Origin of the sequence: Nocardia sp. NPDC058176 (genome assembly GCF_042883805.1) — a bacterium.
Lineage (GTDB): Bacteria > Actinomycetota > Actinomycetes > Mycobacteriales > Mycobacteriaceae > Nocardia.
This window is the reverse complement of sequence record NZ_JBHVVA010000001.1, coordinates 1,987,945-2,007,550: the sequence shown is the minus strand read 5'-3', so window position 1 is coordinate 2,007,550 and position 19,606 is coordinate 1,987,945. Positions and strand designations below refer to the sequence as shown.

Sequence of the window (19,606 nt, the reverse complement as noted above, 5' to 3'; positions counted from 1 at the left end):
CCGTTCGGGTGGGTTCCGTCGGCTTGTGACAGCCGACACAGTGATCTCCGATGGCGCATCGTCGCGCCGAAAGAGGAGGTCCAAGGTGACAACGACACAGGCCGGTGGGGAACGGCGAGTGGTGGCCAATGTGCTGCGTGGCTCGATCGGCAACCTCGTCGAGTGGTACGACTGGTATGTCTACGCCGCGTTCAGCGTGTACTTCGCGAAGGCGTTCTTCCCGGACGGCGACCCCACGGCGCAACTGCTGTCGACCGCGGCGGTGTTCGCGGTCGGGTTCATCATGCGCCCGATCGGCGGCTGGGCGCTGGGCCGCTACGCCGACCGGTTCGGCCGCCGCTCCGCGCTCACCCTGTCGGTGACGGTGATGGCCGCGGGCTCGCTGATGATCGCGGTGACACCCGGATTCCAGACCATCGGCATCGCGGCGCCGGTGCTGCTGCTCATGGCGCGGCTGCTGCAGGGCCTGTCCGTCGGCGGCGAGTACGCCACCAGCGCCACCTACCTGTCGGAGGTGGCGTCCCCGGGCCGGCGTGGTTTCTACTCGAGCTTCCAGTACGTGACGCTGGTCGCGGGTCAGCTCCTCGCGCTCGGGGTGCAGATCGTGCTGCAGCAGGTGCTCTCGTCGGAGCAGATGTACAGCTGGGGCTGGCGCATTCCGTTCCTGATCGGCGCCGGTGGCGCCATCGTGGTGATGCTGCTGCGCCGCGGCATGGACGAATCGGACTCGTTCAAAGCCGTGGCCACGACCGAGACCGCGGCCCCGAGCAGCAGCCGTGGTTCGCTGCGGGTCCTGCTGCAGTACCCCCGGGAATGCCTGCTGGTGGTCGGCCTGACCCTGGGCGGGACCGTGGCCTTCTACACCTACACGACCTACATGCAGAAGTTCATGATCAATACCGCGGGCATCTCCAAGGACACCGTGGCCTGGATCAACTTCGTCGCGCTGTTGTTCTTCGTGGTGCTCCAGCCGATCGCGGGTGGGCTGTCGGACCGGGTCGGCCGCCGCAAACTGCTGATCTTCTTCGGTGTCTCCGGCACGCTGCTGACGGTGCCGATCATGACCGCCCTCGCGCACACCTCCAATGCCTTCGCGGCCTTCGGCCTGATGATGGTCGCCCTGGTGATCGTCACCGGCTACACCTCGATCAACTCGATCGTGAAGGCCGAGCTGTTCCCCACCAAGATCCGCGCGCTCGGCGTCGGCCTGCCCTACGCGCTGACCGTCGCCATCTTCGGTGGCACCGCCGAGATGATCGCCCTCGCGCTGAAGAAGGCCGACCTCGAGTCGCTCTACTTCTTCTACGTCGCGGGATGTATCGCCATCTCGCTGGCCACCTACTACTTCATGCGGGAGACCTCGACCGAGTCGACCATCGAGGCCGAACACGCCACCGAGGCCGAGGCCGCCGCGGTCGAGCCGGAGCGGGCGATGGCCAGGGTGCGTGGCTGACCGTCCGGAACGCCGGCCGATTCTCCCGCTGTGGGAGGATCGGCGCGTGCGGCTGGCGGTGGTCGAGGACGACGACGGAGTGGGCGATGCCCTGGTGGAGGCGCTCACCGCGCGCGGCCACCAGGCCGAGCGCATGCGCCGTGGCGCCGACCTGCTCATGGGCCACCGCCACTACGACGCCGTGCTCCTCGACCTCGGCCTGCCCGACGCGGACGGGCTCCAGGTCCTGCGTCAGCTGCGCGAGATCAGCGCGGTCCCGGTGCTGATCCTGACCGCCCGCAGCGATGAACGTTCCATCGTGCGCGGCCTGCGCGGCGGGGCGGACGACTATGTGGTCAAGCCACCGCGGATCGCCGAGCTGATGGCGCGGCTGGAGACCGTGCTGCGCCGGGCCGCGGCCGTCGCCCAGCAGGCCAGGACCGAAGTCGTCACCGGCGATGTCCGGGTGGATCTGCGGGCCAGGGTGGTCGAGGTGGCCGGTGCCCCGATCCCGTTGACCCAGAAGGAATTCGAGCTCGTCGAGGTGCTGGTGGAGCGGCCGGGCGCCGCCGTGAGCAGGCAGCAGCTGATGGACCGCATCTGGGGCGACGCGTTCGTCGCGGTCTCGCGATCGCTCGACGTCCACATGACCGGGCTGCGCGCCAAACTGAACCGGCCCGGACTGATCACCACCATTCGCGGCTACGGATACCGGTGGGGCGCGTGAGAGTCCGGGCATGCGCCGTCGGCTGCTGATCGCGCTCACCGTCTTCGCGGCACTGGCCGTGCTGGCCTTCGCGGTGCCGTTGTCGCTGACCGCGGCCACCAGCCGCACGCAGCAGCTCGTGCTCGGCCGTTCGGGTGACGCCGACCGTTTCGCGAGTCTCGCCGACGCGGCCGGGTCGGTGGGTGGGGTGCGGGCGCTCGCCGACGAGGTCGACCGCTATCACGAGCTGTACGGGGAGAACGTGCTGGTCGTCGATGCGCGCGGGGCGCCGATCGTGAACTCCGGGGTCGAGGTGAGCGATCCGCGGATCAGCGCCGCCGTCGCCGCGGCCCGCCGCAATCAGCGCCCGCAGCAGGTGGACCGGCTGATGCCGTGGAGCGCGCCGGTCGTGCTCATCGCGCGTCCCGTCGGCACCGGCGTGCAGGTGAACGGCGCGGTCGTCATCGAGGCGTCGACCACGGCGGCGCGCGCGGCGATCGCCGGGGTGTGGGCCGTCATCGCGCTCGGTGCGCTCGCTGCGATGGTCGTGTTCGTCCTGTTGGCGCTGGTACTGAGCCGATGGGTGTTGCGCCCGCTGGCCGTGATGTCGGGTGCGGTCGCCGAACTGACCGCGACACTGCCGAAGCCGTCGGGCCGCACTCCCGCGCCGATCACCAGGAGCTATGGCGGTCCACCCGAGATCCGTGCCCTCGCGGAGTCCGTCGACGCCATGGCCACCGCCGTCGCCGACTCCGCCGACGCGCAGCACCAGCTCGTCGCCGACACCGCGCACGCCATGCGCAATCCGCTCGCCGCCTTGACGATTCGACTCGACTCACTGGAACCCTCGGTCGCCGACAGTGCCTCGGCGACCTTTCGCGGGGCGACCGCGGAGGTGGAACGGCTCACCGCGCTGCTCGACGATCTGCTGGAGTTGGCCGTGGCGCAGGCGCCCGCGTCGTTCGGGACCGCGGCGTCCGCCGAGGAGCAGTGTGATCCGGCGCAGGTGGTGGCCGACCGAATCGACGCATGGGCATCGGCGTTCGACGAGGCGGGGATAGAGCTGACCGTGGCGAGCGCCGACCACACTCCGGCGCCGGGCGCGGATATCGCGACGACGCCTGCGCGCACTCCGCAGCCGGGCAGCACTCCGCTGCCGGGCAGTGCCGCAGTGCCGGGCAGTGCCGCGGTGCTGGGCAGTGCCGCGGTGCTGGGCAGTGCCGCGGTGCTGGGCAGTGCCGCGGCGCCGGGCAGTGCCGCGGCGCCGGGCAGTGCCGCGGTGCCGGGCAGCGCGGCGGTTATGGGCAGTGCCGCGGCGCCGGGCAGTCGCGCCGCCGCCGCCGCGATCAGTTCGGCGGCTCTCGCGCAGATTCTCGATGTGGCGCTGAGCAATTCGTGCCGATACGCGGGATCCGGCGCGCGCACGATCGTCGGTGTGACGGTCGAGCCGGGGTGGGTGCGGGTCAGGGTCGCCGACGACGGGACCGGTGTCGGGCCGGACGAACTCGGCAAACTCACGGCGAGGTTCTTCCGTGGCACGACCGCGGCCGCGGGAGGAACGGGACTGGGACTCTCGATCGCGCAGGCGCTGGCCAGGGCGCGGGGCGGGACCTTGACGGTCGAGGCGGTATCGCCGCACGGCCTCGCCGTGGTGGTCCGGGTGCCGGCGGTGGCGCGATGAGGGGCGGCGCGCCGATGTCACGGCGCCGGATGCTGGCTTTGACCGCACTCGCGTCGGCCGGCGTGTTCGGCTGCGGCACGAACGACTCGGTGACGGTGCGGCTGGCCTCGGGGGAGGACGGCGGCTTCTACTACGCCTTCGCCCAGCTGCTGGCGGCGGCAGCCGTGAACGAAACCTCCCTGCGCATCGAACCGGTGGAAACCGCCGGCTCGCAACAGAATCTGCGGATGGTCGTCGACGGCGAGGTCGACCTGGCACTGGCCCTGGCGGATTCGGCGAGCGACTTCGGTGGGCGAGTGGTGGCGCTCGGCCGGGTCTACGAGAACTACCTGCAGCTGGCGGTCCGCACCGATGGCCCGATCGCCGAGGTCGCCGATTTGCGCGGGCGCCGGGTCAATCTCGGCGCCGCGGGCTCGGGCGCCGCGGTCACCGGTGAGCGGCTGCTGGCCACGGCCGGTCTCGATCCCGCCGTCGACGTGCTGATCGAGCACCGGTCCCTCCGCGATGCCGCGCAGGCGCTGACCAACGGCACCATCGACGCGCTGCTGTGGGCCGGTGGCGTGCCGACCGCCGCCCTCACCGTGCCCGACCCGATGCGCCTGCTCGACCTCGGGGCCCTCACCGCGCCGATGCGCGAACGGTACGGCCCCGTCTACGACCGGGTCGCCATCCCCGCCGACGCCTATCCGGCGGGCCCGGCGATCCACACGATCGGCGTCGCCAACCTGCTCCTCGCCGCCGCGACCCTGCCCGAGGCGACCGCGGCCGCCATCGTCGAACTGCTGGTCTGGCACGCGGACGCCCTGGTCCCCGCCGAGGCCGCGGGCACCCAGTTCCTCGACGGCCGGTTCCTGATCGGCACCGGAACCGTCCCGCTGCACCCGGGCGCCGTCGAGGTCTACCGACGCTGGCACGGTTGACCCGGGACGGCGCCCCGGCGGGATCGAAGGTGTCGGGTCAGCCGAGCACTTCGTTCAGTTTCCCGGTCGCGACGTCGAAGACGAATCCGCGCAGGGAGGTGGTGCGGGTGACGAACGGGCTGCCTTCGATGCGGCGCAGCGAGTTGCGGACGTCTTCGTCGAGATCGCCGAAGGCCTCGGGAGACCAGGCCGGCTTGACGCCGATCTCGTCCTGGATCGCGCGTTTGAAATCGTCGTCGGTGAAGGTGAGCATGCCGCAATCGGTGTGGTGGATCAGGATGATCTCGGTGGTGCCGAGCAGCCGCTGGCTGATGGCGAGGGAGCGGATCTCGTCGTCGGTGACCACGCCGCCGGCATTGCGGATGACGTGGGCTTCACCGTCCTGCAGGCCCAGGATGCGGTAGACGTCGAGGCGGGCGTCCATGCACGCCACCACGGCGACGTGCTTGCTGGGCGGCAGCGGGAGCGGGCCGCTGAACTGCGCCGCGTAGGTGGCGTTGTTGCTGAGGTATTCGTCTGTGACGGTCATGGTGACGTCCTCGGGTCGATGGATGGCGACATACGAATCTCGGCATTCATCGTTGGCGCTGTGCCGGAGGGCGGCCAGGGATCGACGCAGGTCGAGGAAAAGGGTCGTTCGCAGCGGTGCGAACGAGTAGTGGCGCGCGATCGGTGGTCATCGATCTCGAGGGACCCTGGTGGCTGATTCCGGGTGACGATCCCAGGTGGGCGCTCTAGACTGCCAGCATCGGCGTGCAGGTGGTCGGGGGGAGGGGAACCCAGGTGTTGCGCGAATTCGAGCGGAAACTCGAACAGGCCGACGCGGAGCGGGAGCCAACGGAACGCGCGCGGCGGATCGTCGCGACGATTCACGAGTTCCTGGCACTCGGCGAGGACCACGAGCTGTCCGCGGAGCGGATGCGCCTCTACATCCGCGCCGAGGAGGTGGCGCGGCTGTCCCCGGATGCCGCGGTGCGGCTGTTCGCCCGCCTGACCGGGTTCTTCGGCCCGCACGAGCAGCGGGCCCAGTTCGTGCTCACCGCGTGGCTGCGGGCACCCGAGGCGGCGACCTTCGCGCAGACCTGGGCCGCGGCGAACGACATCGTCTCGGTATCGAGCGATCTGGCGGTGTGGCTGTCGAACACCGTGCGCGCGGCAGGAGCGGAGGTCGCCCCGGATTTCCGGACACTGGCCCGCGCCCACCTCGTCGACCTGGTCGACGCCGATTTCAGTGCCTACGAGTTCGCCGGCGCCACCTCCCCGCTGTGGATGCTGCTGTTCGCGCTGGGGCCCGCCGATCGCCCTGACTGGTTTCTGCACTTCGGTGACCGGGCGGCCGAACGCGGCGACGAGGCCGAGGCGGCCCGCCGTTACGAACTCGCCGATCGCTTCGGCGCGGGTGTCCGCGCCAAGAACCGACTCCGCCGCCTCCACGACCTCGCCGCCTATCACCGTGTGCGCCAAGGGGTCACCGCCACCGACGCGGTGAAAGGCCCAGGGACCCCGACGCCCTACCGCCACCTGGCCCTGGCCACCGCCGCCGTCATGGCCGACCGGTCGCCCACCGCCGCCCTCGCCGAGGTGACCCGCCACGGCGGCAAAACTCTCCAACCACTCGCGACCTTCCTGGCCGCCCTGACCAGCTTGCGCGCCGGCGACCGCGACGCCGCCTGCATCCGGCTCCGGGAACTCTCGGCGGTCCTGCCCGAATCTCCTGTCCTGGACGAGAATGTCGCGCTCGGCGCGAATGTGCGGCTGGTGCTGGGGGCGCTGGAGTCCGACGACGAGCTCATCGCGCGCGGGGCAGTGGAGTTGGTGCGGCGGTTCGGAGCCGGATGGCCGGAACGGTCGATGGTGGCGGCCACGACCGTGCTGACGGCGGTGTCGCGACAGGACATGACGCTGCTGCCGGAGCTGATCGGGAGCGGGAACCTGCACGACACGAGCGGGCGGCTGGATCGGCTGCGGATCGACGCGGCGCGCGAGTACCTCGCGCAAGCCGCGCTGGCCACTGTCTTCGCGCGATCCGGCGAGGCGGACGAGCACGTCGCCCGAGCACGGCAAGTCCTTTCCGGGGCGGTCGGCGCGGAGGTCGACGAACTGCGGAACACCGCCGCGCGGATCGCCGAGGTGGCACCCCGGCTGCGTGACATCGCGGCGCCGGAACGCCCGCTGGACCGGCTCGCCTATGCCGCGCTGCGTGCCGACGGAGTGGTGCAGCCGTGGACCGAGGCCGCGCTGCGCCTGTGGTCGGAGCACACCGCCGAGGATCGTGGCGCGGGCGATTCGCACAGCCTGCATCACCTGGCCATCGCCGAGCACGCCCGCGCCTATCAGCTCGAGATCGCCGGTGATGACGGTGCCTTCGCGTCGTGGCGGCAGGCGCATGCCGCCTGGGCGCGGGTGTGGGCCGACGATCGGTTCTGGGAACGGCTGGGCACCCGGCTCCAGGCCGCGGCGCCCGACCACACCCCGGCGGAGCTGGCCCGCATCGTCGACGAAGCCCGTGGCGAGCTACCGGCCCAGGTGCTCGAACCGCAGGTGACCCGTGTGCAGGAGCTGCGCCGCGACCAGTTGCCCAGGGCGCGTGCGCATCTGGACCTGATCCGCACCGCACCCTTCGCACCCGCCGACATCGCGCGGGCCCGCGGCCGCCTGGCCCGTGAGGCCGGAACACAGATCCGGCGGCTCACCCGGGAGGGACAGCACGACCGGGCGCTGCACGAGGCGCGGGCGTGGATCGAGATCGATCCGGACAACGTCCCGCTGGCCGAACAGGCCCTCGATGTGGGGATCGAGCTGGTGGAGACCGAGCGCGAGCGCGGTGAGGACTGGGCCGAACGCTCCCGGCCGACCCTGGAACGCCTTGCGGCACTGGTCGATCCACTGCGCGCCGAGCTGGGACTCAGCGCGCGGCAACTGATCACCCGCGGCCGGCCGAGCACCGACGATCAGGACCGGCTGGCCTTCGCGGCGAAACTCGCCCGCCACGAATTCTGGCTGGGCGCGGCCACCCTGGTTTCCACCGCCGACCGCACCCAGGCCAACCCGTACGCGGACCGCACCGGATTCCGCACCGCCCTGAGCCACTTCCAGACCGCGCTGACCCTCGGCGTGCCCGCCATCGCCCCCTATTCCAGCGCGCGCGAGCTGCTCGTGTCCGCCGGGAAGCTGGAGCAGGCAGCACAGGGTGGCGGCGTGGTCGGCTTTTTCTGACGAGACCGGAGCCCCAGCATGAATCCCTGGTCCTGGCACGGCCGAAACCCTTACTACGAGACCGCGTTCCAGGTGCTCGACGTAGACCCGGCCGCCGACCGCGCCACCGTGCGCGCCCGCATCGCCGCCCGCCGCAAGCGGATCTCCTACGACGCCAAGCGCTTCCCGCTCTTCGGCGAGATTCTCACGGTGGCGCGGGTCAACGCGGCCGAGGAACAGCTGTCCACTCCGCGCACCCGGCTGGCCGCCGAACTCCTCACCCACCCCACCGAACCGGACGGCGAGGATCTCGCCATCCTGTCCGCGATGCTGGAACTGAGCCGAACGCTTTCGGCCACACCGGAATCCGGCGCCACCTCGCTGGAGGGTGACCTGAACTTCGACTACCGGGTCCTGGCCCAGCTGCTGCCGAACCCCACCGACCAGGAGCCCACCGCATGAGCATCGTCGCCGGTATCGACCTCGGCACCACGAACTGCTGTGTCGCCGTGCCCGCCGACGCCGACATCCCGGACAAGCAGGCGCTCATCGACGCGCGCAAACTGCGGCCGCTGGGCGGCGCGCTCATCGTGGCGAATCCGGACCTGTCGCTGACCACGCCCTCGGCGGTCTGGATCGCCGCCGACGGCAGCCCGATGGTGGGCGCGCTCGCCAAACGCAAGGCGCGCCGACCGGGCCGACCACCCGCGATGTTCTTCAAACGGAACATGGGCACCGATCAGCCGGTCACCGCGGGACACGCGGTGCTCACGCCCTTGCAGGCCTCGGTCCATCTGCTGCGCCACCTCAAGCAGACGGCCGAGACGACGCTGGGCATCCCCATCGACCGCGCCGTCATCACCGTGCCCGCCTATTTCGAGACCAGCGCCAAGACCCAGACGACGCAGGCGGGCGCGGCGGCCGGGCTGGACGTGGCCGAGACGCTCATGGAGCCGGTCGCCGCCGCGCTCGCCCACATGCACGAGAACAGCTGGTCGGAGTCCGATCGCCGCCGCTTCCTGGTCTACGACCTCGGCGGTGGCACCTTCGACACCTCGGTGGTGTCCTGGGATCCCGAGGACGGCTTCAGCAGCCGCTCCTTCGGGGGCGACCGCTACCTGGGCGGGTACGACTTCGACCAGGCCATCGTGGACTGGATCGTGTCGCAGCTGCCCGCCTACGACCTGCGCGCCGAGCCCGGTGACCGTGCCGACGCGGAGCGGCTGGCGCGGCTGCTGTCGCTGGCCGAGGCCGCCAAGCACGAACTCTCGCGCGAGCCCGACACCGAGATCGTCGACCAGGATCTCGAGGACCGTGCCGGCCTGCCCATGACGATCAACCTCGCGCTGGACCGCCACCAATTCGAGCGGCTCATCGACGGCCATGTGCGCGGCACCCTCGACCATTGCGTCGAGGCGCTGGACAAGGCCCGCCTCACCCACGCGGATCTGGACGAGATCGTGCTGGTCGGCGGCTCGTCCCGGGTGCCGCTGGTGGCCGAGCTGCTGCACGAGCGCTTCGGCGTGGTGCCGCGGCTGTTCCATCCGGAGCTGGTGGTCGCCGTCGGTGCCGCGCTGAAAGCGGGTGGGCTCGCCTCCCGGGGTGCCGTCTTGGAGTTGGAACCCCTTGTGCTGGACGGGGAGTCGGCCGATATCGCGGGCCGGGTGCTGGCCATCGACGGGGCCGAGGTCGTGGTGGAGGTGCGCCTCGACGGTGGCGAAGTGCTGCGCGAGCGGATCACCGACGCCGACGGAACCTTCCTGTTCATCGATGTCGTCCTCGGTGCGGGTACGTGCACCGTCGCCGTGCTCGCCGACGGCGTGGAGATCGCTGCCGAACCGCTCGGCACGCGCGCCGAGATCGGCCCGCCCGTCACCGAGCTGGCGGGTGACATCCTCGCGCACGACTTCTCGGTGGAGCTGCTGGACCGCCAGCTGTGTCGAGTCGCTCAGGCGGGCACCAAGATTCCGCATCGTGTGTACCAGCGCCTGGAGACCGCGACCCGCGGCACCGCACTCGCGGTCCGGCTCTACGAGGGCTGGATCCCCATCGGGATGGTCAAGATCCGCGACCTGCCCGACGATCTCGAACCCGGCACGCCGGTGGAGCTCACCCTCGAATTCGCGGTCGGCTGGACCATCCACGCGTCGGTGCGCATCCCGCACCTGGACCGCTCGGCCACCGCCGCCATCGAGATCCCGATCCGCGAGGTCGCCCCCTGGAACATCCTGCGCACCCGCACCACCGCGGCCCGCACCGACTGGCGACAGATCAGCCGCGAGGCGCACCAGGCCGAATCGGCCAAGGCGATGCCGGAGATCGAACCCCGGCTGGCCGTCCTGGAACAGCTGGTGGCCCGCACCCAGGACCAGGCCAAGGCGCACCACCTGCTGCTCGAGGCCGAAACCATCCTGCAGGGCCTGATCGACAGCCGCGGCCCGGAGGACTATCTCGAGCCCCCGCTCACCGAATTCGAACGCAGACTGGACTCACTCGACGATCTGGTGCTCTACCTCCAGCGGGTCGAACCCGAGCGCTCGGCGGTCTTCCGCCTGCGCCGCGACGACCTGTACGCCCAGGGCCGCGCCGCCTACGACACCGGCGACTTCGTGGCCTGGCCCCGCGTGAACGACAAGCTCGAGGACCTGATCCAGGAGGCCATGCAGATCCCCGCGATCCACGAGATCGTCATGATGCGGTCGACCCCGAGCAGGCTGCGCGAATGGCTCGGCGAGCGCATCGACGAAGCCGACACCGCGATCCGCACCAAATACACCGAACTACAATCGGATCCACGCGTCGACCCACCGGACCGCCAGAAACTCCCCGGCCAACGTGACGACCTCCTCGCCGACCTGTCCGCCATCACCCTGGCCGTCGACGACGTCGACCCCCAACGCCCCTCCGCCCCCGAACAACTGTGGAACATCTTCCACGACAAGCTACGCCCGCTGGAACGACGCGTCGCAGGCTGGGGACGCGAGACGGGCATGCGGCAGCTGCCTTGACCTGGTGGTTCGTCTCGAAACGCCCTTGCTGCAAGGCATTTCGACTCGTTGATTCCTACGTCGCTGTAACAAGCTAGCATCGAGTCCCGATCATTGCTTTGGCTAATGAAATTGCACCGTGGCGTGTGGTGCGTAGCCGCAGCAGCAGGCTGGAAGTGGTCTGCTCGATCTGAGGAGTCGGTACTCGATGAGAAGTGTTCGGAAATTCGCGGCGGGCGCGATCGCGGTGGCGGCCGCGGGGCTGGTCGTCGGTGCGCCGCAGGCGTCGGCCGAGATCGGGGCCCAGGTCGTGATCGCGGGCGGTGGGATCAGCAACGGGTTCGGGACGGGGTGCGCCTATACGGTGGCCGCGACCGGGAACAGCAGTGCCGGGATGGATTTCTATGACAACGGCGTGTGGTTCGCCGCCACGGAAGGCAGCGCTAGCCCGAAGACGCATTCGGCGCGCTGGGTTCCGGCGACGCCGGGGACGCACACCATCCTGATCACGCAGGACGGGGACGCGAAAACGATCGTCCTCACGGTCGGCACCGGGATCAACGCCGGAAGTTCCTGTCTGGTGATCTAGGCGCGAACCGATCCGCCCACCGCACGACCGGTGCGGTGGGCGGAACGCGATTCGATCGAAGCACCGGAATCGGATTGATGCCCGGGCACCAATGTGGCGCTCGTAGTTCTGCGATCGGTGCAGTGACAGCCCGGGAAGCGGTCGCACATACTCGCCTTGGTCATCACTGCGGCCCGCGGCCGCGATCGGGAGAGGCGCCGGTGCACATGGGAGTTTCCGTGGAGGCCGCGGTCCGGCTGGGGCGCGGGGAGCCGCTGGTGCTCCTGCACGATCTCGGGCTCACGTGGCATTCGTGGGGGCGATGTGTGGAGGCGTTGGCGCGCCGGTACGAGGTGTGGGCGCCGACTCTACCCGGGCATTGGGGCGGCCCGGCTTTCGTCGGTGCGGTGACGCCGACGACGATGGCGGATCTGGTCGAAGGTCAACTCGACGAGGCGGGCCTGACCCGGGTGCACCTGGCAGGCAATGGGTTCGGGGCCTGGATCGCCGCGGAACTCGCTGATCGCGGACGAGCGGAATCGTTGTCACTGATCGCACCGCTCGGCCTGTGGCGGGACGATCCGGTGACGTCGGAATCGGTGCGCACCGAACTGTCGCGCCGCGCCTCGGTCAGCTCCTTTCTGGCGCACGTGCGCCATCCCGTCCTCGGCCCGATCACGCGGCGTGCGGCCATGCGAACCCTCACCGGTCGATCCGCACCCGCGCTGCTCGAACTGTGCGCGGCGACCGATCATCGCGCCTCGATCACCGCCGAGGCCCCGAGTCACTGCGCGATACTGGGCGAGATGGTGCGATCCAGGGAATTCGCGCTCGGCTGGTATCCGCGGATCGATGCCTCCTCGGCCATCACAGTGCTCACCGGTGAGTGGGACAACCTCGTCCACCGGCCCGCCCGCGAGCTGGTCCCGGACGGCATCGTGCGCGCACACCACGTCCTCGAGCACGGGCACGTCCCGATGCTCGACGACCCCGACACGATCACCGCACACATCCATACCCGAATCTCCGGGCCTTATGTTCGGCTCCGGTGACAAATAATCCGTGCGAATTTCTTCGGTTTCGAGGAAAGGGATTCGGCGGCCTGTCAACAGTATTCGAGGCCTCGGTTCGATCGTTTCATCGGATAAGGTGAATATCCTGATCTGTTCCGGACTGTGTTCCGGAATCCATTGTCAATGGTGACATGTGAGGTTTCGTCATGCGTGGAGCATCGTCCCCCTCGGGGCAACCGGATACCGTGATTCGCGGGAGCGCCGCACCGCAATTCCAGGAGGCGATCGACCGGTTCGGTCGGCTGTTCGGTGGCGGGCGCGGTGGCGGTGCGCTGACGGTCTACCAGCGGGGACGGCGCGTCGTCGACGTGTGGACCGGCTGGGCCGACGCGACGGGATCCACGCCATGGCAGGAAAACACGGCCGCGCTGTCGTATTCGACATCCAAGGGCGTGACCTCGACGGTGCTGCACGCGCTGGCCGAACGGGGCCTGATCGACTATCGCGCGCCGGTCGCGCGGTACTGGCCCGAATTCGCCGCCAAGGGCAAGGCCGAGATCACCGTGGCCGAGGCGATGAGTCATCGGGCGGGACTGTCACGCCTGGGCGTCTTCGCGCACACGGTCGAGGAACTCGCCGACCATCGCCTGCTCGAGGAACGCCTGGCCGCGGCGGCACCGGACCGCTTCCGCGGGATTCCCGCCTACCACGCGATCACGTACGGCACGCTGATCGCGGGCATCGCCCGGGCGGTGACCGGCAAGAGCATGGGGGAGTTGTACCGCACGGAACTGGCCGAACCACTCGGCGTGGACGGGCTGCACCTCGGTACCCCCGCGCCAGGGAGTCGCGTCACCGTGGCGGCGACGCACGGATCGGCGGTACCTTTCGGAATTCCCCAGGCCGGCAGGATGATCCACCTCGGCTCGCGCACACCGATCCCCGGATCCGGCTTCCTGCGGTCGATCTACACCGAGGGCATCGACCGGCTGGCGCACGGCGCGGAACCGGCGATTCTGCGCGGTGAACTGCCCGGTGCGAACGGTGTTTTCACCGCCCGTTCCCTCGCCGCGGTGTACAACGCGATCGCCACCGAATCCTCGCTGTTCTCGCGCGAGCGGGTGCGTTCCATGGCGCGACTGCAGTCGGTGCTGCCCGACCGCAACCTGGTGCTCCCGATGGGCTGGCGGCTCGGCTACCACTCGATTCCGGTGGTGGGCGCGCCGAACGCGTTCGGGCACATCGGTTTCGTCGGCTCGGGCGGTTGGGCCGACCCGGCCTCGGGACTGGCCGTCGGATTCGTCCACAACTGGGCGGCGGAGGTCCGGCTGCTGCCGAGGGACCAGTTCGTGCTGCTGGGTCTGCTCACCGCCATCGTGCGGGGCGCGGGCAAGGAATCCGGCGATCCGGTCGAACTGCCGATCGCGGTCTGAGGACACAGCGATGCCGCCGACGAAAAGGGTTCGTCGGCGGCATCTTTCCGTGTCCGGCGAAGTTTCCCCGCGCGGGAATCGCCGGAACGGAAGTATCAGGCGTGTAGCGCGCGCAGGTCGGCCAGCAGGCCACGCAGCTCGTCGGTCGACGCGGCCTCGCCGAGTGCGGCAGCGAGATCGCCTGCGGCGCCGATGATCTCGGCGACACGCCGCCGGACGGGCTCCCCGGTCGCCGCGAGCGCGGTGAGGAGTTCACCGAGCGCGTCATTCTCGGCGGCCACCGACACCACACGCGTCAACTCCTCGGTGTCGAGTGCCTCGATCAGCGCGGTGACCTGGTGCGCGCGGGATTCGTCGTCGAGCCTGGCCAGGATCGACAGCCCGGCGAGCAGCGTCTCGTCGGTATCGGCCGTGGTCGCACGGAGAACGGCGGTCTGCCGCGCAGCGGGAATCCGGGCGAGAACGGCATTGAGGCGGTCGGTGTCCGGGGTGACCGACACCGCGCGCAGCAGGCCGATGTCGTCGTCGATGCCCCGCTCCAGATCGTCGATCAGCGCATCGGTGGCGTGCTCGATGAATCGATTCGCCGTGGTGTAGTCCCGGCGCCGCAGCAGCTCGATCGCGGTGGGGATGAGGGTGGTGCCCGACAGCAGCGGGGCCAGCGCGCCGATGGTCCGTGGATCGAGGTGTGGTGCCGCGTCGGCGAGGTACTGCGCGGGCAAGGCGGACAGGACGTCGGCCACCCGGTTGGGGTGGGCCAGACCGAGCGCGCCGCCCGCCCGGCCACCCACCTCGGGCGGAACCACGGTGGCGACGACCTTCGTCACCAGGGTGTTGGGGACCAGCGGTGCCAGGGTGGACAGTCGCGCGAAGACGGGCTCGTCGGCGTCGAAGAGCAGTTCGGAGATCCGTTCCCGCAGTGCGCGCAGATCCTGCGCGCCGAGCCGGGCCAGGCTCTCGATCATCGCCGGCTCGACATTCAGGGTCTGGGCGAGCATCCGGAGCTGGCTGCGAGTGAGTAGGTCGGTCATGGCGCTACTTTCCGAACATGATCTTGCGGGCGGGAATTCGCACGAGCCGTGGGAGCACGCCGAGGATGTCGTCGATGGCGGTGTCGAGGTCTCGGCGCCGCTTCTGTTTCGTCGACAGATAGAGGGTCAGCACGGTCACCGCCTCCTCCGGGGTGAGTCGCCGGATGACGTCGGCGGGCTCGCCGCCGAGTTCGGTGAGCAGGACCGTGGTCGCGTCGGACACTTGTCTCCTTCGAATCGTGGTGCGGGTCAAGCTGTTCGGCGTGCGTCCAGGGCGCCGAGGGTGCGGTCGAGGAATCGGCTGATCTCGGCGACCGCGGCGGCCGCCTCGGGCGTCAGTGACGCGGCGGCCTGGAAGACATGCACCTGCCCGGCCCAGGTCTGCAGTTCGCAGGCCACACCCTGGTCGGCGAGGTGCTGCGCCATCGCGACGGCGTCGGGATAGAGCAGTTCGGCGGTGCCTGCCTGGATCAGGGTCGGCGGCAGTCCGGCGAGGTCGCAGTGCGCGGGCGACTCCAGCGGTTCGGCTTGCGCGGCGCGCAGGGCGAACGCGCGGAACATGGTCCGGGCCGAGCGGGGGAACACCGCGCAGGAGCCGCCGGTGTGATCCGGGAGGTCCCAGTCGGTGAGCGGCGACATCGCCACGAGGGCGGCCGGCATGGGCAGTCCCTGCCTGCGGATCTCGATCGCGGTCATGAAGGTCAGGTATCCGCCCGCGGAATCGCCCATGATCGTGATGTTCTCGGGGCGCGCACCACGCTCGAGCGCGTACCGGTAGCCGTCGACGCTGTCGGCGACGGAGGTCGCGATGCTGTGCAGCGGCAGTTTGCGGTAGGTGACGGCGAGTACCTCGGCGCCGAGTTCGGCGGCGAAGCGACTCGTCATCTGCCGGTGCAGATGGGTGCCGCCGACCAGGAAGCCGCCACCGTGCAGGTAGACGATGAAGCGAGCGGGGTCGCGTTCGGTGGGGCGGGTCAGCACCGCGGCACAGGAGGGAAGGGCGACCGCCGAACGGGTGACACCGCGCGCCGCGCTCAGTGGACGGCCGAACCAGTCGGCGAGGTGATAGGGCCACCGCAGGCCCGGCGTACGTGTCCACAGCGCGATGACGGGTTTGACGGTGCAGCGCAACCCTGCCGACACCGCGCGGGAGCGCAGACTCCCACCGGGGAAATCGGTACGCCGCAGCGGCGGGGAACCCACGGAATCGTGATCGGACGACGAGATCATGTCAGCGCCTTTGCTGTTCGGGCACAGGGATCCCGCCGTCGTCGATTTCCCGGCGCGGCAATGCCCTGCTCTCGATGTGGTCGAAGGACAAGTATCGAGTTGGGAAATCCGTCTTGTCACTGCACATCGAAGAGAACGATGCCGCCCGAATTTGTGTTCGGGAACGAATAACTCAGGCGATCATTCGGTGTCCGGCACCTTGTCCGGCGGAAAGAGCTCATAGACCGTCAAGGCGGCGGCGAGCATTCGTGAATCATAGGGATCGGAGGGGTCGAAGCCGGTCAGATCCGCGACGCGACGGAGTCGATAGCTGAAGCTGTTCGGATGCAGGTGCACCGCGGCGGCGGCGCGCTTGCGATCCCAGCCGAAGCGGATGTGGGCCTGCAGCGCCTCGAACAGATGGGGATGCTCCAGCAGCGGCGTGATCCTGGTCGCGAGCCGGTCGCGCGCGGGCCCGGGGCGGGTGAGCTGATACTCGAGCATCAGGTCGTCGAGGGTGTAGGTACCGGCCGGTTTGCCGATGCTCACCGCCAGCTCGGACAGCTCGGTGATCTGCTTGACGGCCTCGGGCAGCCGTGAGCGCGCCACGGTGTGGAATTCGATCACCACGACCTGGGTGTCGAGCTGGCGCGTCATCTCCTCGGCCAGGCGCCCGTGGCGTACCGCGTCGGTCCCGTCGGCGGGCGGCGGGAGCAGGACGTATCCGGTCGTGCCGTCGAAGGTGTGCAGGGGACTCAGTCCCGACATGTCGTCGAGCATTTCGGTGGCGAGCCGGACGCGTCGGCGGGCGATGGCGTTGTCGGCGAGCGGAACACGGCGGTGACCGGCCGGAACCTGGACCGCCAGCAGGTCGTATTCGTCGGCGAGGGTGATGTCGGCGCGGATCGCCAGCTCCTCGGCCGCGCCGCCGTGCAGCAGCGCCGACGACAGTTCGCGACGAGCTTCTCGCTCGGTGCCGAAGATCGACTGGACGACGTCGGCATGGGTCTCGGCCATGATGATGTTGAGCTGTTCGAGGAGCCCGAGCAGCAGCCCGGTCAGACTGATGAGATCGGCCATGTCCTCGGGTTCGGCCTGCTCGGCGATCTCCTGCCAGAGCCGGTGCACCCCGCCGAACAGGGCCTTGAACGCCATCCGGAGGGGGATGCGCTCCTCGGCTTGGCGTTCGATCACCGGCACCACGAGGGCCGCGATCTCGTCGGAGCCGAGATCGCGTTGCTCGTCGATCGCCCGCAGGACCGCCGCCACCATCGCGACGATGGAGGGCGCGACATCCTCGGCGAAATGACCGGGCGGCAACTGCTCGGTTCCGGGTATCTGGGCGAGCCCGGCGTCGAGCAGCTCGGTCGCCATCCCCGCCAGCCGGGGCATGGTCCGACTGATGAGCGGTGTATCGAGGCTGAGCGGGCGCGCGGGTGACATTGCCAGATTGTGACCGCAAACCAGCGCGCCGCACAATTTTCGTGAACTGGTCAGTTGACCGTTTGGATTCGATTGCTCAATAGCAGTCGAAAAGGGTCGCGATTAGTTCTTGGAGACAAATCGGTACCGGCACGTTCTCGACATCGTGCAGTGACAACACCTGACGCACTTCCATAGATTCGGAACCCGGTTCACAGTTATGGCCCGGATCACAATTTCCGGGTGGGTTTTCGAGGGAAGGCACCACGGCATTGGCGGAGTACCTCCCCGGGGAATCACCGACCATTGCGCCGCGACCGGTGCGCGAAACGGTCCCCGGACTGCCCCGCCTGATCGGGCGCAACTTCATCGACACGCTCGGCTCGGCCGTCCGCACCCTGGGTCGCGCGGTCGTGCTGGCCTGTTCCGCGGTGATCGGCGCGTGCACCGACCTCCTCGGCCGCACGCTGCAGTGGCGCGAGATCCTCACCCAGGCTTGGCGTCTGGTGACGGTGACGGCGATTCCCGCGATTCTGATGGCCGTGCCCTTCGGGGTGATCGTCTCGGTGCAGGTCGGGAATCTGATCCAGACCCTCGGCGCCGACTCGCTGCTCGGCGCCACCGGCGGCCTGGGCGTGATCAAGCAGGGCGCGCCCATGGCGACCGGCTTCCTGCTCGGCGGGGCCGGCGCCTCGGCCATCGCCGCCGATCTCGGCGCCCGCACGATCCGCGAGGAGATCGACGCGCTGCACACCATGGGCATCAGCCCGGTGCACCGGCTGGTGATCCCGCGCATGATCGCGATGGTGCTGGTGGCGCCACTGCTCAACATCCTGATCATCTTCGTCGGCGTGCTGGCCGGGTACCTGGTGGCCATCGGCGGCCAGAACGTCACGCCGGGCAGCTACTGGGCCACCTTCGGTTCCTTCACCACCCTCGCCGATGTGTGGATCTCGCTGACGAAGGCGATGATCTTCGGATTCCTCGTGGTGGTGATCGCCTGCCAGCGCGGGCTCGAGGCCAAGGGCGGACCGCGCGGTGTCGCCGACGCGGTGAATGCCTCGGTGGTGCTCTCGGTGGTCTGCATCGTGGTCGTCAATCTGGCGATCACCCAGGTGAGCGCCATGTTCCTGCCGACGAGGCTGGCATGAGTTCGTCGTATGCCCCGTGGGGGCTGGGCCGGGCGAACCGGTGGGTGCGCGGCGGCGGAATCACCCGCCCGCTCGAAAACCTCGGATTCGCCCTGGGTTTCGTGTGGCAGGCGCTCGCGGCGATTCCGCTGACCCTGCGCCGCTACCGGGCCGAGACGATGCGCTCGATCTCGGGCATGACCTGGGGCAGCGGTTCGGTGATCGTCGGCGGTGGCACGGTGCCGATGATGATCGTGCTCGGCCTGGCCATGGGCGGTTCGGTGGCGGTGGAATCGTTCGCCACCTTGAACATGCTCGGCATGGGCCCGGTCACCGGCCTGGTCTCGGCCTACGCCACCACCCGCGAGCTGGCACCGATCGCCGCGGCCATCGGCTTCGCCGCCCAGGCGGGCTGCCGGATGACCGCCGAGATCGGATCCATGCGGATCTCGGAGGAGATCGACGCCATCGAGGCGCTCGGCCTGCGCTCGATCCCGTTCGTGGTGACCACCCGCGTGATCGCGGGCGCCATCGCGATCGTGCCGACGTTCCTGATCGGGCTGATCCTGTCGTATCTGTCCTGCCGGGCGGTGATCACGCTGGTGCACGGCCAGTCCGCGGGCGTCTACGACCACTACTTCTTCCAGTTCGTCACCGGGTTCGACGTGGTCGCCGCGGTGGTGAAGGTCGCGATCTTCGCGACGGTGGTGATCCTGATCCAGTGCTACTACGGCTTCTTCGCCGCCGGTGGCCCGCAGGGCGTCGGCATCGCCTCCGGGCGCGCGGTGCGCGCGAGCTTCGTCGCGATCATCGCCGTCGACATGTTGTTGTCCATCGCGTTGTGGGGATTCAACGCCGCCATCGATTTCACGGGGTAGG

17 protein-coding genes are annotated in these 19,606 nt (G+C 69.5%); 12 read left to right on the top strand and 5 right to left on the bottom strand.

The annotated features are described in order from the left end of the window. The first annotated feature begins 85 nt into the window (after window positions 1–85). Genes ACFVVM_RS09410 through ACFVVM_RS09395 form a run of 4 tightly spaced genes read left to right on the top strand, consistent with a single transcriptional unit; the run spans window position 86 to window position 4,739 of the window. Window positions 86–1,453, top strand: coding sequence for an MFS transporter (locus ACFVVM_RS09410; RefSeq protein WP_387615253.1), 1,368 nt, complete (start codon window positions 86–88; stop codon window positions 1,451–1,453). Window positions 1,454–1,499: 46 nt separating this feature from the next. Next, window positions 1,500–2,159, top strand: coding sequence for a response regulator transcription factor (locus ACFVVM_RS09405; RefSeq protein ID WP_387615250.1), 660 nt, complete (start codon window positions 1,500–1,502; stop codon window positions 2,157–2,159). Between the two features lie 10 nt (window positions 2,160–2,169). Further along, window positions 2,170–3,819: a sensor histidine kinase gene (locus tag ACFVVM_RS09400; protein WP_387615247.1), complete on the top strand. Its 1,650-nt coding sequence runs from the start codon at window positions 2,170–2,172 to the stop codon at window positions 3,817–3,819. Window positions 3,820–3,833: 14 nt separating this feature from the next. Beyond that, a complete protein-coding gene (locus ACFVVM_RS09395) occupies window positions 3,834–4,739 on the top strand; it encodes a TAXI family TRAP transporter solute-binding subunit (protein WP_387616800.1) in 906 nt (301 codons plus the stop codon). A 37-nt stretch (window positions 4,740–4,776) separates the two neighbouring features. Here the strand turns inward: ACFVVM_RS09395 and ACFVVM_RS09390 are convergent, their stop codons facing one another. Beyond that, the gene (locus ACFVVM_RS09390) at window positions 4,777–5,268 is read right to left on the bottom strand and encodes a beta-class carbonic anhydrase (protein ID WP_387615246.1); all 492 of its coding nucleotides are present in this window, start codon (window positions 5,266–5,268) and stop codon (window positions 4,777–4,779) included. Between the two features lie 254 nt (window positions 5,269–5,522). Between ACFVVM_RS09390 and ACFVVM_RS09385 the strand changes: the two genes are divergently transcribed. From ACFVVM_RS09385 to ACFVVM_RS09360, 6 genes are all read left to right on the top strand, one after another. Further along, window positions 5,523–7,955, top strand: coding sequence for a hypothetical protein (locus tag ACFVVM_RS09385; RefSeq protein ID WP_387615244.1), 2,433 nt, complete (start codon window positions 5,523–5,525; stop codon window positions 7,953–7,955). 18 nt (window positions 7,956–7,973) lie between these two features. Then, window positions 7,974–8,396, top strand: coding sequence for a hypothetical protein (locus ACFVVM_RS09380; RefSeq protein ID WP_387615241.1), 423 nt, complete (start codon window positions 7,974–7,976; stop codon window positions 8,394–8,396). Beyond that, entirely contained in the window at window positions 8,393–10,942 is a 2,550-nt protein-coding gene (locus tag ACFVVM_RS09375) for an Hsp70 family protein (RefSeq protein ID WP_387615239.1), read from the top strand. The genes ACFVVM_RS09380 and ACFVVM_RS09375 overlap by 4 nt, the downstream gene beginning before the upstream one ends. Window positions 10,943–11,129: 187 nt before the next feature. Next, the gene (locus ACFVVM_RS09370) at window positions 11,130–11,510 is read left to right on the top strand and encodes a hypothetical protein (protein ID WP_387615236.1); all 381 of its coding nucleotides are present in this window, start codon (window positions 11,130–11,132) and stop codon (window positions 11,508–11,510) included. A gap of 206 nt (window positions 11,511–11,716) precedes the next feature. Continuing rightward, window positions 11,717–12,541 carry an alpha/beta fold hydrolase gene (locus tag ACFVVM_RS09365; protein ID WP_387615233.1) on the top strand — a complete coding sequence of 275 codons (825 nt, stop codon included), beginning with the start codon at window positions 11,717–11,719 and terminating at the stop codon, window positions 12,539–12,541. A 167-nt stretch (window positions 12,542–12,708) separates the two neighbouring features. Beyond that, a complete protein-coding gene (locus ACFVVM_RS09360) occupies window positions 12,709–13,935 on the top strand; it encodes a serine hydrolase domain-containing protein (RefSeq protein WP_387615230.1) in 1,227 nt (408 codons plus the stop codon). 95 nt (window positions 13,936–14,030) lie between these two features. On the opposite strand, the gene ACFVVM_RS09355 is transcribed toward ACFVVM_RS09360, so the two are convergent. From ACFVVM_RS09355 to ACFVVM_RS09340, 4 genes are all read right to left on the bottom strand, one after another. Then, the gene (locus ACFVVM_RS09355; protein ID WP_387615228.1) at window positions 14,031–14,966 is read right to left on the bottom strand and encodes a hypothetical protein; all 936 of its coding nucleotides are present in this window, start codon (window positions 14,964–14,966) and stop codon (window positions 14,031–14,033) included. A gap of 4 nt (window positions 14,967–14,970) precedes the next feature. After that, window positions 14,971–15,189 carry a hypothetical protein gene (locus ACFVVM_RS09350; protein ID WP_387615227.1) on the bottom strand — a complete coding sequence of 73 codons (219 nt, stop codon included), beginning with the start codon at window positions 15,187–15,189 and terminating at the stop codon, window positions 14,971–14,973. A 26-nt stretch (window positions 15,190–15,215) separates the two neighbouring features. Continuing rightward, on the bottom strand, window positions 15,216–16,196 hold the full coding sequence (locus ACFVVM_RS09345) for an alpha/beta hydrolase (RefSeq protein ID WP_387615224.1): 981 nt from the start codon (window positions 16,194–16,196) through the stop codon (window positions 15,216–15,218). A gap of 180 nt (window positions 16,197–16,376) precedes the next feature. Beyond that, on the bottom strand, window positions 16,377–17,618 hold the full coding sequence (locus ACFVVM_RS09340) for a PucR family transcriptional regulator (RefSeq protein ID WP_387615222.1): 1,242 nt from the start codon (window positions 17,616–17,618) through the stop codon (window positions 16,377–16,379). 320 nt (window positions 17,619–17,938) lie between these two features. Between ACFVVM_RS09340 and ACFVVM_RS09335 the strand changes: the two genes are divergently transcribed. Both ACFVVM_RS09335 and ACFVVM_RS09330 read left to right on the top strand, forming a co-directional pair. After that, the gene (locus ACFVVM_RS09335) at window positions 17,939–18,748 is read left to right on the top strand and encodes an ABC transporter permease (RefSeq protein WP_387616798.1); all 810 of its coding nucleotides are present in this window, start codon (window positions 17,939–17,941) and stop codon (window positions 18,746–18,748) included. Then, window positions 18,745–19,605 (top strand): ABC transporter permease, encoded by an 861-nt coding sequence (locus ACFVVM_RS09330; RefSeq protein WP_387615219.1) that lies wholly within the window; start codon window positions 18,745–18,747, stop codon window positions 19,603–19,605. The genes ACFVVM_RS09335 and ACFVVM_RS09330 overlap by 4 nt, the downstream gene beginning before the upstream one ends. Window position 19,606 lies beyond the last annotated feature (1 nt).

Excerpts from the sequence above, each read along its gene's own strand:
- ACFVVM_RS09355 (WP_387615228.1), bottom strand. The coding sequence starts at position 14,966 with ATGACCGACCTACTCACTCGCAGCCAGCTCCGGATGCTCGCCCAGACC.
- ACFVVM_RS09360 (WP_387615230.1), top strand. The coding sequence starts at position 12,709 with ATGCGTGGAGCATCGTCCCCCTCGGGGCAACCGGATACCGTGATTCGC.
- ACFVVM_RS09370 (WP_387615236.1), top strand. The coding sequence starts at position 11,130 with ATGAGAAGTGTTCGGAAATTCGCGGCGGGCGCGATCGCGGTGGCGGCC.
- ACFVVM_RS09365 (WP_387615233.1), top strand. The coding sequence starts at position 11,717 with ATGGGAGTTTCCGTGGAGGCCGCGGTCCGGCTGGGGCGCGGGGAGCCG.
- ACFVVM_RS09390 (WP_387615246.1), bottom strand. The coding sequence starts at position 5,268 with ATGACCGTCACAGACGAATACCTCAGCAACAACGCCACCTACGCGGCG.
- ACFVVM_RS09380 (WP_387615241.1), top strand. The coding sequence starts at position 7,974 with ATGAATCCCTGGTCCTGGCACGGCCGAAACCCTTACTACGAGACCGCG.
- ACFVVM_RS09345 (WP_387615224.1), bottom strand. The coding sequence starts at position 16,196 with ATGATCTCGTCGTCCGATCACGATTCCGTGGGTTCCCCGCCGCTGCGG.
- ACFVVM_RS09400 (WP_387615247.1), top strand. The coding sequence starts at position 2,170 with ATGCGCCGTCGGCTGCTGATCGCGCTCACCGTCTTCGCGGCACTGGCC.
- ACFVVM_RS09330 (WP_387615219.1), top strand. The coding sequence starts at position 18,745 with ATGAGTTCGTCGTATGCCCCGTGGGGGCTGGGCCGGGCGAACCGGTGG.
- ACFVVM_RS09340 (WP_387615222.1), bottom strand. The coding sequence starts at position 17,618 with ATGTCACCCGCGCGCCCGCTCAGCCTCGATACACCGCTCATCAGTCGG.
- ACFVVM_RS09375 (WP_387615239.1), top strand. The coding sequence starts at position 8,393 with ATGAGCATCGTCGCCGGTATCGACCTCGGCACCACGAACTGCTGTGTC.
- ACFVVM_RS09395 (WP_387616800.1), top strand. The coding sequence starts at position 3,834 with ATGTCACGGCGCCGGATGCTGGCTTTGACCGCACTCGCGTCGGCCGGC.